Annotated in this window: 7 protein-coding genes; all 7 read left to right on the top strand. The window is 50.5% G+C overall.

Translation table 11 applies throughout. The features are described from left to right. The first annotated feature begins 37 nt into the window (after positions 1 to 37). The 7 genes from AC3Y2E_RS09875 to AC3Y2E_RS09845 all read left to right on the top strand — a co-directional run bounded on the left by AC3Y2E_RS09875 (position 38) and on the right by AC3Y2E_RS09845 (position 12,907). The gene (locus AC3Y2E_RS09875; RefSeq protein ID WP_489957214.1) at positions 38 to 2,713 is read left to right on the top strand and encodes a hypothetical protein; all 2,676 of its coding nucleotides are present in this window, start codon (positions 38 to 40) and stop codon (positions 2,711 to 2,713) included. A 64-nt stretch (positions 2,714 to 2,777) separates the two neighbouring features. Further along, entirely contained in the window at positions 2,778 to 3,644 is an 867-nt protein-coding gene (locus AC3Y2E_RS09870) for an amidohydrolase family protein (RefSeq protein ID WP_379209623.1), read from the top strand. A gap of 410 nt (positions 3,645 to 4,054) precedes the next feature. Beyond that, a complete protein-coding gene (locus AC3Y2E_RS09865; RefSeq protein ID WP_379209621.1) occupies positions 4,055 to 5,404 on the top strand; it encodes a cytochrome P450 in 1,350 nt (449 codons plus the stop codon). A gap of 391 nt (positions 5,405 to 5,795) precedes the next feature. Continuing rightward, positions 5,796 to 6,563 carry an alpha/beta hydrolase family protein gene (locus tag AC3Y2E_RS09860; protein WP_379209619.1) on the top strand — a complete coding sequence of 256 codons (768 nt, stop codon included), beginning with the start codon at positions 5,796 to 5,798 and terminating at the stop codon, positions 6,561 to 6,563. A 144-nt stretch (positions 6,564 to 6,707) separates the two neighbouring features. Next, the gene (locus AC3Y2E_RS09855; protein ID WP_379209617.1) at positions 6,708 to 7,925 is read left to right on the top strand and encodes a mandelate racemase/muconate lactonizing enzyme family protein; all 1,218 of its coding nucleotides are present in this window, start codon (positions 6,708 to 6,710) and stop codon (positions 7,923 to 7,925) included. Positions 7,926 to 8,074: 149 nt separating this feature from the next. Continuing rightward, a complete protein-coding gene (locus AC3Y2E_RS09850; RefSeq protein WP_379209615.1) occupies positions 8,075 to 8,962 on the top strand; it encodes a TIGR01777 family oxidoreductase in 888 nt (295 codons plus the stop codon). Between the two features lie 366 nt (positions 8,963 to 9,328). After that, positions 9,329 to 12,907, top strand: a complete 3,579-nt coding sequence (locus AC3Y2E_RS09845) for a DNA polymerase III subunit alpha (RefSeq protein ID WP_379209613.1) — start codon at positions 9,329 to 9,331, stop codon at positions 12,905 to 12,907. Positions 12,908 to 12,922 lie beyond the last annotated feature (15 nt).

The raw sequence follows: 12,922 nt of genomic DNA, 5'->3' as shown, positions 1-12,922 counted from the left end.
ATACAAAATCCAATTGAAGCGGGAGGCGGCACACTTGATGGAACGGCGAGAAATGGATGAAATACAAGAAGATAAAGGTTTGGATGCCGGCGGCAAGCCGACCTTGCTCACAAGAAGGGCGATGCTGTCGTCGCTGGGTCTGGCTGGGACAGTTTTGGCCGCGGGCAGCGTGATCGGAGGAACGATTGGTACGTCGTTCGCGGCCGGGGGACCGGTGAGCGGGGAAGTATACGGCCGCAAAGGGCCGCCCGATTTTTTGATGGTGGATCCTGATTTAGAGAGCATCGCTGATATGCTTTCTATTGCAGATCCACAAAACGGCAGCCGAGTATTTGTAAAATCGTACCACGCCGGATTAAACAAAGGTGGCGGACACTTTGTTTATGACTCAACAAAAGCATCTGTAAATGATGGTGGTGTCGTGTTAAATGGATGGGTACGTCAATTGGAAAATAATGTGTTAAATCCGCTCATGTTTGGAGCGCATGGCGATTTAGTATTCACGATTCCAGAGGTGCTTGATTATGCATCCGGGCATGATGATACTCAAGCATTTAAAGACATGCTAAATATGAACAAGTATGTAATCCATACCAATATCAGCAAAGCAATTTCATCACAAGTATATAGCAAGTATACATTTGAAATACCGCACGGCTCTTATTACATCACAGACACACTGCCGATTAGAACGAATACAAAAATTGAGGGGAACAATTCAACATTATTTTTTGACCCGCCAACAGCTATCGATATGTTTAGTACGCCACGCGACGAAATGGCAGCGGCTTATCAGTTGAGTACAGGTTGGAATACACAAACCATTTCTATGGTTGAAATTTCAAATTTGGTACTTCTTGGAAACGTAACACGAACATCGACTGTTCACGCACAAAAATGTATCGATGGTGCGAATGCGTACAAGTGGCGACTAGAGAATTTGCTTATTGAACGATTTCATATCGGTATTTCGCTTTACGGGCTTGATACGTCAGCTTGGACAAATGGAAAACGCATCGGAAATTTCTACGAGAACGTTGTGGACGGTGTAGCCATTCATGAATGCATACAAGGATTCTACAACACATCAAATGCGTTACAAGCTACAAACTTAACAATAGGTGGCGGCACAGTAGTAGATAAACGATATGCAAATAAATTCGACTATCTATTGATAAACACAGGTGCTGGATGTAGCTTTAATGGTTTTAATATTGCCCCGGCATCAGATCAAGGGTCATCCTTAGCTTTGATTTATGATGCTTGTCACGGTTCGTACTATGGCGGAGGTTACTCAGAATGGTTTAATACTTTATTTGAATTGGAAATGCAAAAACGTTTTGACGGATTCAAATTTGATGCAAGTCACTTGTTTAAAAGACCTCAAGATACTTGTGTACGATTTATTGCGGATACTTACAGCACTTACGACCCCGCTACTGGCATTCGCACACCGAGCAGACATTTCGAAAATGGCAGACAACATAACGAATACTTAAATCATACAGGGTTTGAATTTGGTGCGGGGGCAAGCCTAATCACGAACTTCTTTAAATTCTGCCCTCAGTATGATTTTAAGTTTGGCATGTACGGAGCTTACACAGCAAGCCATGATTTAATCTATGATGTGAAACGTTTCGAATCTGTGCATACTGGATTTACTACCAAGTATGGGATTCGCCTAATCAATCCGACACAATCCCAAATTGATATCATTCTTCCGATCAATACTCAATCTGTACAAGCCAAAATCTGTATGCTGTATAGAACTATAGCAGGTTCTTTTGATTATGCTAAATTGAAATCTAACGTATGGGTTAACAATTCTAATGAGCGGATATCGTTGGGCGAGTTGATGTATGATTACGGCAACGACTGGAAAATGGCGGCTTGTGAAGTTACATCGGAACATGCAAGAGAAGGTAACGTCACAATTTCGATCCCCGCAAATTCACAAGTTGAAATTGAGCATATTGGTGCTTACGCAGGCGGTGTGCCCATGATGCCGCAGTATGCTGACTACGAGCCACGAATTAACGCGCTTAACACAGAGTGGATGAATACATCGTCCCTTTCCAATGTGACGGGCGGTACGTTTGCACTAAATGATGTATTTCGAGCCTTATATGATGCTAACGGTACTTTTGCGTCAGATGGATACATAACAGCAGCAGGTAGAACACACACAAGTCGCTATACGATTGCTAGTCAGGCAACGCTAAGTGCGACAGACACGAATGTGATAGATCCATCAACATCATCTGTGATTTCTCGTGTCGGTGTCGGTAGTTATGTTTCACTAACTCAAGGGTCTACTCATACATTTGCGGTTGTTGGTCGTGTATTTGAGAATGGGAGTTACTCTAAAAAGCTAATCGTTTCACATGCTTCCGCTAGTATTACCGCTGGTTCTGTTTTTGTTCCAGTTGGTTTTATGCAATCACCTGCATTTAGAGATGTAAACGGTTATGCTAGAAGATCAATATCTTATACCAAGACTATTTCTGCAAACTCTATCGCCACGACAGACACAACAATGGATAATGCTTATCTGGGTGCGCCTGTGCAAGTAGCTGCTTCACCGCCACTTGGGGTAAGTTCAAGAGTTTGGGCAGAAGTAATATCTACTGGTAATGTTAGGGTGTATCATCAAAACCTAACCGCCTCTGATATTACGGTGACAAACGCAATATTGTCTTTAAAAATTGTTTAATCGATTTTAAAAGTAAACAAGTTTGGGTAAGGAACACCACCACCAATAAAGCGAGGTACGATCCATGATTATCGACTGCCACAATCATCCGGACTGGTATGGATATAATATCGAACGGTATTTGGACAACATGAGGCAATACAACATCGACAAAACCTGGTTGCTTAGCTGGGAATGCCCGGATGACGAATACAGCCCGACATACAAAAAACAGGTCCCCGACGCATCGCTGACGGACGGTCCGATCTCGTTCCGCCGCTGCGTCCAGTATGCGGAGCAGTATCCGGACAAATTCATTTTAGGCTACGCGCCCGATCCGCGCCGTCCTGATGCGATCGACAAACTCGATCATGCGATCCGGCTGTACGGCGTCCGCGTGTATGGCGAGATCAAGCTGCGCATGATGTACGACAATCCGGACGCGATCCGGCTATTCCGTTTCTGCGGGGAGAAAGGGCTGCCGGTTACGGTACATATCGACTACGAGTTCGCAACAGGGGCGACGTATCCCCGTCCGAACTGGTGGTACGGTGGCGGCATCGACGCCTTCGAGCGTGCTGTCAAGGCTTGTCCGGACACGTATTTCCTCGGTCATGCTCCCGGTTTCTGGGCCCATCTATCCGGCGACGACCAGTACGACAAAGTGGCTTATCCGACAGGAAAAGTACAGCCGGGCGGCAAGGTTAGCGATATGCTGCGCAAATACCGGAACCTGTACTGCGATATATCCGCAGGCTCGGGAGCGAGAGCGTTCAGCCGCGATCCGGAATTCGCGAGAGAGTTTATACTCGAATTTCAGGACCGCATCTTGTACGGCCGCGACTATTTCGATAACGTTCACCAGGAAGTGCTAGGGTCGCTTCATTTGCCGGACGACGTTCTTGCCAAAATATACTCGGGCAACGCCTTGAAGCTCGTTCCGTTATCCTGATTCATACGGTAAACGTCGATCAGGTTAAAGGAGCCGAAGGCGAGATGCCCGGCGAACCAAAGTAGAAGTCGGTACTCTTGAAAGAGATTACCGACTTTTTTTGTATTCAGCTATCGCTTCTGTCGAGCAGGAATCGTTTATTTTAGTCATTATCATTTTCTTGGTCAATTTTTAAGATATTTCCGTTTTTTGCGATTACCTCTACTTCAAATATCAAGCCTTGTGAAAATTTCCTCCTCCTCATCAAAAACAGTTCATTTATCTATATACATCTGGCAAGTTCTAGGTTCCATATAACCTAACACTAGGCAGCGGGGTATCTTATCGGATACATCCTTTAGGGTAATAGCATCGATCTTTCATCGATGCTAGGATGAAACAAGAACAGACGGAATGAAAGGAGAAAATGTATGAGCACTGCAATCGAGACACACGAACTGAAAGGACCCAAAGGCTCCTTGCTTGGCGGAAATTTAAAGGAATACCGGAAGGATCCGCTTCGCTTTTTAACCGAATTACAGAAAACCTATGGCGGGGCCGCCAAGATCCGGTTTGGCCCCCAAACCATGTATGTTCTTTATGATCCGGCACTGTTAAAGGAGCTGTTGATTACCAAGCATGAACACTTTGTTAAGTTGAAAGCATTTCAAGAAGCGAGGCTTTTTGTCGGCGACGGTGTCGCGACGAGTAAAGGAGAAAAGCATAAACGAGTGAGACGCTTGATTCAACCGCACTTTACAAGAGCACACATCCAGACGTATGCCGGGCAAATGGCGGAAATTGTCGAAAGAGAGTTGCGGACATGGTGGTCCAATCAACGACGTGTACTGACAGACGACATATCGAACATCACGTTCGCGATCATTGCCCGGACCCTCTTCAGTCTGGACGGAAATGAACACGCTCGCGCCATTCGGGAGCCGTATGAACTCATCAACAGGATGTGCGCCGAACGGATGCGCTTACTCGTATCCATACCGCTATTCATCTCCACCCCAAAGAACCGGGCGTATAAATCCGCCCTTCAGGCACTGGACCGCGCGGTATACGACATTATTAAACAACGCCGACTCCATCCTGGAACCGGGGAAGGTGATCTGCTGCATGTAATGATGGAGGCGCGGAACGAGAACGGCGAGGGGATGACGGATCAAGAGCTGCGCGATGAGCTGATGATCATGTTTATCGCTGGGCATGAGACCTCGGCTAACGCATTGGCCTGGGCATTCTCTTACATTCTGCAGCAGCCGGAAGTCGAGCGGCAGCTCTATGCAGAGTGGGACCGGGTTCTACAAGGAGCTCCTCCGACGAATGCCACGTATATGCAGCTCACCTATACACAAAATGTACTATGGGAGGCGATGAGGCTGCGTTCTCCCAGCTTTTTTACCGGACGTTCTGCCGTTCGCGATGTCGAGATTGGACCGATCAGGGTTAAGAAGGGGCAATCTGTTCTATTCAGCCCGTATGCCATTCACCAAAATCCGGAATATTTTCCGGACCCCCTAGCTTTTCGACCCGAACGGTTTGAGAACGATTTACTTAAACGCATCCCGCAATTTGCCTATATCCCTTTCGGCGGCGGCCCCCGGGGGTGTATCGGAAATCATTTCGCAATGCTGGAAATGGTCATAGCGTTATGTATGATCGGCCAACGTTACCGTCTACGGCTGGCCCCAGGACATCCGCCAATTGAAATGGAGCCACTGATGACCTTACGCCCTAAGAACGGCATTGAGGTGTTGGTGGACGCCAGATGAGGATGGAAGAATACGAGAAGAAAGTATGATTAACTCAATTAGAACCGATAACCCCCAACATAAGGGGGTTATTTTTGGCTGTTTCGGATCCGCCCGCACTACTTCTGCCTGGCTCTTCCTGAACATTCGAATGCATACTGTTCCTGTATATAGACAACATCCGGGAAAAGATGTCCGTTCAGCTTGTTGTTGCGTATGGCACTCCTCCGCTACACTTGCTTTAAACGTATCGGGAGGTGACGGATCATCGTTCACCGCAGCATCAGAAGCTGATCTGCGCAATATTTCAGCTTAGTTCCGTAAAGCATTCCGAAGGGGTTATCACGAATTCCGCTGAAAAGCAATGTCTGCCATTAGTTGAGCAAAGATCAGGTTGAAAAGGATGAGTCAAATGAACAAGGAACAGTTATCCGAGCATCGGGTACAAATCGGCGGGGAAACGTTGAACTATATGCTGCGGCGTCCGGAAAGCCGCCATATTCATACAGATCCGCAGCTTCTGATTACGATCGGAGCGGATTGGAAGACGCATTTGTGGACAGTGCCTTACCGGGCCACGGCCGACGGTTATCTGGCGAACGGCCACTATGCACTAACCTTCGATATCCCGTGTCACGGGGAGCGCACCGGGCCTTACGGGGAAGGGATCGACGGGTTTCGCGATGCTTGGCTGGCCGGGGACGACCCGTTCGAACGGTTCGTACGGGAAGCGATGGCGGTTATCGACGACTGTATCCGTTTGGGTTTCGCGCGGCCCGGCAACATTGCGGTATGCGGCGCTTCCAGAGGGGCGTACATGGCATTGAGGCTGCTCGCTGCCGACCCGAGAGTCGTTCGGGCGGCGGCATTCGCGCCGGTCACGGACTGGCGGATCTTGAGAGAGTTCGGCCCGATCCGAGATTCCGAAGATGTCGAAGCGCTCAAGCTTCACCGGTACATCGAACGGTTGGCGGGTAAACCGATATTTATGTCGATCGGCAACCGCGACGAGCGAGTGGGCACATGGAGCTGCTGTAAGCTGTATACAGATCTGGTTGAATATAATGTGAAGTGCGGTTACCCCGAATCGCTGGTTGAGTTTTATTGTACCGACGATCCGGATCATACGATGGGCAGTCATTGGTACGACCTGGGAACGAAGTTTTTGTTGCAGAGATAAGCATGAACGTGTGCGTTTAGCGGAGCTGATCATGTGCTGCTCGTAACCAAGCAGCAAGGTCATACAAATCCGGGGCCGTTCGGCCAAGTTTCTGACGGAATGATGACCACGCGCATTGAAGGCGGGAGAGAGGGAGCAAGCGTTATGAAAATTTCTGATGTTCGCACGGTTCTCCTGACGGGACCTTGCACGAACGATCCGTTTTTAAGCGAGTCGCGCCGGCTGCGCAGCGCTGCATTTATTGAGATTGTAACCGATACGGAGCTGGTTGGCGTCGGCGAGACGTACATCGGCTACTTTTTTCCGGAGAGCGTGCCGGCGATCGTCGATTTTTTCAAACCGATCCTGATCGGTCAATCCGTCGATAATATCGACGAGCTGTGGCGGCGGATGTATCATTGCGGCAACTTCTGGTGCAGAGTCGGCATGGGTCTTTCTGTGCTGAACGGGATCGAGGCGGCTCTTTGGGATTTGAAAGGAAAAATGTACGGGCTGCCGGTCTACGAACTGCTTGGTGGCAAAAAGTACAACCGTCTTCCCTGTTATGCGACAGGGGGCCCAAGCAATTACCCGAAAGAGAAGCTGGCGGCAAAACTGGATCATTATTTATCGCTTGGCTTCAACGGAGTGAAGCTGGGCGCGGGCTGTCTCGATACGTCCGGGGGCGGCTGGCAGATGCCGCAATCGAAAAGAGAAACCGCCGAATTTGAGGCAGACAAAATGGAATTCGTCCGCAAACATGTCGGAAGCGGCGTTCAGCTGATGCTTGACGGCCATATGGGCAACAGCCCGACCCGTACATGGGATCTCGATACGGCCGTTACAGTGCTGCAGGCGCTCGAGCCGTACGATCTGCTGTTTTTCGAAGAGCCGTTGCATTATACGGACGCGGCCGGTTATGCCGAGCTGCGCCGGGCTACGACGATTCCGATCGCCGGCGGCGAATGTTTGACCGGAAGCTGTGAATGGAAAATGTTTACCGATCTGAACTGCTTCGATGTCGGACAGCCGGATGCGGCTTTTACCGGCGGTCTCGGCGAATTCATGAAAGTAGCGGCGATGCTGGAAGCAAGCGGACGCAAAATCGCTACCCACGCTTGGGGGGCAGGCGGTTGTCTGATGCAAAACATCCACTGCGGCTTCGCCAGCGGCAATACGCTGATCTTGGAAATTCCGCCCGATTATGCCGGGCTGCACAGCGAGATCGTCCGTGATTCATTCCGGATGGAAGGCGGCTACGTTTTGCCCCCGCAGCAGCCGGGACTAGGCGTCGTGTTAACCGATGCGATCAAGCATAAGTACCCGTTCGTTCCGGGCAGCGGGGAATTTAATTCAGTTCCCGGAAAAAATTTGACGACCTGAAGCCGGCGATCCCGACTTAGTATGCCGCCTCCGCCACCGTGGGACATGCCTTTCGAAGCGGGACCTACAAAAAATAGAACTACTGGACGGTTCGAAAGACAGCTATGATTAGGAAATCGCGGGAGCTTAGAAGGACGGGGGCGGAGACTTTGAACAAAAAGATTGTGCTGGCTGGCGGAACCGGGTTTATCGGGACATATTTCGCAGGGCGTTTTGCGGCTCAAGGTTACGAGGTAAAGATCATTTCGCGGAGACCCGGGCATATTGCGTGGAGCGATCTGGCTGGGATCAAGGAGGCGCTGGAAGGTGCGGAGCTGCTCCTCAATCTGGCGGGCAAATCGGTGGACTGCCGGTATCATTCCAGGAATAAGGAAGAGATCCGAACTTCCCGGACCGAAACCACACGGCTGCTGGGGGAGCTGCTCCTGACATGCGGCAATCCGCCTCCGCTGTGGCTGAATTCCAGTACGGCAACGATATACAGACACGCGGAAGACCGGCCGATGACGGAAGAACACGGGGAGATCGGTACCGGTTTTTCCGTTGATGTCGCGCTGGCCTGGGAGGACGCGTTTTTCTCGTTTTCGCTTCCGAAGACGAGACAGGCGGCGCTGCGGATCGCTATCGTGCTCGGGAAGGACGGCGGAGTCATGCGGCCGTTCCGGAACCTGGTCGCGTTCGGTCTGGGAGGCGCGCTGGGGCCGGGGAATCAAATGTTCAGCTGGGTGCATGTGGAGGATGTGTACCGAATCGTGATGTATATCAAGGACCATCAGGAGCTGGAGGGCGTATTCAACTGTGCTGCTCCGCACCCGGTTCCAAACCGCGAATTCATGCATCAGCTGCGCCGGGCCATGAACAAACGGATGGGTCTGCCTTCCCCGAGATGGTTACTGGAAGCGGGAGCTTTTATCATCCGGACCGAAACGGAGCTCATTCTGAAGAGCCGTTGGGTCATCCCGGAGCGGCTGCAAACGCACGGATTTGTTTTTCGCTATAACCGCATAGAGGAAGCGCTTCAGGATATTTGCACGTAAGCAAGGGTATAGCACGGCCGATGGATGGGCTGAACAGCTGCAATCATTTACCAACTGAAATAACTGGTCAAAAGGGATAGCTAACCGGCTGTCCTTTTTTGCTTTGTTATCACCCAGTCATCGCATCCCCTGGATAGCCAATCGAGAGGGCAGAAGATTTAGAAAGGGATTTGTTGTATTTTACTTCCTGTTAAATATTTACTACCGAACATATGTGCGATAAAATGGAAATGGATTTATTTTAACGTTTGAAGACGTGATTTTGGAAATAGTGTGATGAGCAATGGGGTAACCGTATTCACCGAACATACCTAAAAAGCTGAACGACATAAGCATGATAGAAAATAAGATAGGGATGAGGTATGTATGGAACGGGAACGTTTTGTGCATCTGCATGTGCATAGTGAATACAGTTTGCTGGATGGGGCGGCTCGCATCGAAAATTTGGCCAGCCATGCGGCCGAGCTTGGCATGACGTCGCTTGCGCTAACCGATCACGGCGTCATGTATGGAGCGGTACCATTCTACAAGGCGTGCACGGAGCGGGGAATCAAACCGATCATCGGCTGTGAAGTATACTTTACGGCAGGCTCGATACGCGACAAAGGAAACCGGCAGAATCAGCCGATTTACCATTTAATCCTGCTTGCCAAAAATGAATCGGGCTATCAAAATTTAATGAAACTGGTCTCGATCGCCCATTTGGAGGGCTTTCACTACAAACCGCGTATTGATGCAGAGCGATTGGCGGAATATGCAGAAGGCTTGATTTGCTTAAGCTCCTGCCTCGAGGGGGAGATTTCTCAGCATTTACTTCATGCAAGGCGCGAGGAAGCGAAGCTGGCTGCCGAAAGATATCGGCATATATTCGGTGACGATTTCTTTCTGGAATTGCAGGATCACGGGCTGACCGAGCAAAAGAAAGTGATGCGCGACATGATTGAGTTGAGCAGGGAAGCCGGAATCCCATTAATCGTTACGAACAATGTTCACTACATTGAGGCGTCGGATCAGGCGGTCCAGAATGTGTTGATTTCCATTGGCACCGGAAAGACGGTGGATGCTACTGACAGGCTGCGTTTTTCGACCGATCAAATGTACTTGAAAAGCGGTGAAGAAATGCTCAGGTTGTTCGCTCACGTCCCTGAGGCTTTGGCCAATACGGCCGTTGTGGCTGACCGCTGTAATCTGAAGCTGGAATTCGGCGGCTCGATTTCGCCAGCGTTCCGGCCGATACCAGAAGGGTTAACCGCCGTAGTGTATTTGGCCGATTTGTGTCGGCAGGGGCTCGCCGCCCGATACGGTTGGAGCCGGGAGGAACGTCAAGAGGATGATGGTGGCGTTACTGTTGATGCTTCTTATCGGGGAATGATAGAGGAAAGATTGCAGTACGAGCTTACAGTCATTGAAAAAATGGGGTACTCCGACTATTTTCTGATCGTCTGGGATTTTGTCCGCTTCGCCCATGAGCACGGTATCGCCACCGGGCCGGGGCGGGGCTCGTCTGCCGGAAGTCTCGTAGCTTATACGTTGAACATTACCGATGTCGATCCGATCCGGTACGGCCTGTTGTTCGAGCGCTTTCTGAACCCGGAGCGGGTATCGATGCCGGATATCGACATCGATTTCGACGACTTGCGGAGGGAAGAGGTGATCGCTTACGTAGCGGAGAAATACGGCAAAGACCATGTCGCGCAGATCATCTCATTCGGTACGATGGCAGCGAAGGCCGCATTGCGCGATGTCGGAAGAACAATGAATCTGCCTTATAACGATGTTGACAGGGCTGCCAGAATGATCCCCGACCATCTCGGAATTACGCTGCCGGAGGCGCTTACGGTCATTCCTGAGCTGAAAGCGCTGTCAGCCAAACAACCCAAAACCGCTGACCTGCTCGACATGGCGATGCGAGTCGAAGGTTTGCCCCGTCACGCATCCACGCATGCGTCAGGCGTCGTTATTTCCCGCGAGCCGCTCACCCAGTACGTGCCGCTCCAAGAGGGGGCGGAGGGGATCGCTTTGACGCAATATCCGATGGAGCATCTGGAAGCGATTGGATTACTGAAGATGGATTTTCTCGGTGTGCGCATGCTCTCAGTAGTTGAGCGTACATTGCGCTTGATTCGGGATTGGGACGGCATTGAGATTGATTTACGGAAGCTGCCAGAAGATGATCCAGCTACATATGCGATGCTGTGCCGCGGTGAGACGGCGGCTGTTTTCCAGTTGGAGTCCATCGGCTTCCGACGGGTGGTACAAGAAATGAAGCCGTCGGAGTTTGAGGACATTATTTCTGTCAGCGCATTGTACCGGCCGGGTCCGATGGAATTTATACCTAAGTTTATGAAGACCAAACACGGAGAAATGGAGACGGAGTATCCCCATCCGTCGCTGGAGCCGATTTTGCGCGATACATACGGGATTATCCTCTATCAGGAGCAGATCATGCATATTGCCTCCAAGATGGCGGGATTCAGTCTAGGCGAGGCCGACTTGCTGCTGCGCGCTGTTAGAAAAAAGAAGCACGAGGTGCTGAACGAAGAACGCACTCATTTTATCCGCGGCTGCTTGCGCGAGGGCTATAGCGAGGCCGATGCCAACAAGGTGTATGACATGATCGTGCGCTACGCCGACTACGGCTTTCCGCGTTCTCACGCAACAGCCTATGCTGTTTTGACTTATCGTACGGCTTGGCTGAAGGCGCACTATCCCGTGCCGTTCATGACGGCAACACTTGTGTCTGTCATGGGCAACCGTCGCAAGGTGGCCGAATATGTCGATGAATGTCGGCGGATGAAGATTGCGGTGCTGCCTCCCGACGTGAACGAGAGCAAAGAGGCGTTTGCTCCTGTCCGTCCGCGTCGAAGCAGCGAAGAGCAAAACGTCGTTGGCTTGAACGCGGATTCTCTTAACGAAGATACCGTCGCAGGAGCGATACGCTTTGGGCTTGCCGCGATCAAAAACGTCGGAACGCAGGCGATTGAAACTATAATCCGTGAACGAAATGGCGCACCGTATAAAGATTTGCTTGATTTTATCCGTAGGGTGGATTTACGGGTTTGCAACAAGAGGGTGATCGAATCCTTGATTGCGGGAGGAGCTTTCGATTCTCTCCCCGGCCACCGGGCGCAGCTGTTGGCCGTGCTGGAACGGATGATTGAGGCGACGCTGAAATGGAAAAAGGAGCGAGAGGAACTGCAACTGCACTTGCTGGGCTTGACCGAGGAGGTGAATTGGACGATCGAATACCCCGACGTTCCTCCTTTTTCCCAGCTTCAAAAGCTTGCTTTGGAACGTGAACTGCTCGGTATGTTTACTTCCGGCCATCCACTTGACACTTATGAACCGCTGCTGCACGAGCTTGAAGCCATGCCGCTTCATCAGTTGGCGGAAGAGCCGGACTTAAGCGTGGTGACCATAGCGGGGATGATCGTATCCTGCAAAACCTTCCTCACCCAAAAAGGTCAGACCATGGCTTTCATGGAACTGGAGGATCGCATTGAAAAGGTTGAGGTTGTCATTTTCCCGGAGATCTGGAAACAATATGGAAGCCATGTACAAAAGGAATGCCTCATGCTTATTCGCGGCAAGCTGCAACAACAAGACACTGGTATCAAGCTGCTGGCCGATCGTCTTGCGTCATTGGACGAGCCCAGTGCACGAGAAACCGCGCAGCGCTGGCGCACTGAACCAATATCGCGCCAAGCCGAAGGCTCAAGGCCATGCGTTTTCTTGAAGATCGACGCTGCTCACGAAAATACGCAAAGCTTGAGTAAGCTGAAGCAGTTGCTTCAGCAGCACAAGGGTCCGTTCGGCGTCATTCTTTTCTACGAGCGGAGCAAGCATTCTTTAAGCTTAAGCGAGCAGTACAGTATCAAGCCCTCTCCACAATTGGTTCAAGCGATCGAGGCGCTGCTCGGACCGCAATCCGTTAAAGTAAAATAAGTGGGACTATTTGTC

The sequence above is a fragment of the Paenibacillus sp. MAH-35 genome, from assembly GCF_058135425.1.
This window is presented reverse-complemented; position numbering and strand designations above follow the sequence as displayed.

What these genes read in the sequence shown, in the direction of transcription:
- AC3Y2E_RS09875 (WP_489957214.1), top strand. Translation starts at nt 38, where the DNA reads ATGGAACGGCGAGAAATGGATGAAATACAAGAAGATAAAGGTTTGGAT.
- AC3Y2E_RS09865 (WP_379209621.1), top strand. Translation starts at nt 4,055, where the DNA reads ATGAGCACTGCAATCGAGACACACGAACTGAAAGGACCCAAAGGCTCC.
- AC3Y2E_RS09855 (WP_379209617.1), top strand. Translation starts at nt 6,708, where the DNA reads ATGAAAATTTCTGATGTTCGCACGGTTCTCCTGACGGGACCTTGCACG.
- AC3Y2E_RS09860 (WP_379209619.1), top strand. Translation starts at nt 5,796, where the DNA reads ATGAACAAGGAACAGTTATCCGAGCATCGGGTACAAATCGGCGGGGAA.
- AC3Y2E_RS09845 (WP_379209613.1), top strand. Translation starts at nt 9,329, where the DNA reads ATGGAACGGGAACGTTTTGTGCATCTGCATGTGCATAGTGAATACAGT.
- AC3Y2E_RS09870 (WP_379209623.1), top strand. Translation starts at nt 2,778, where the DNA reads ATGATTATCGACTGCCACAATCATCCGGACTGGTATGGATATAATATC.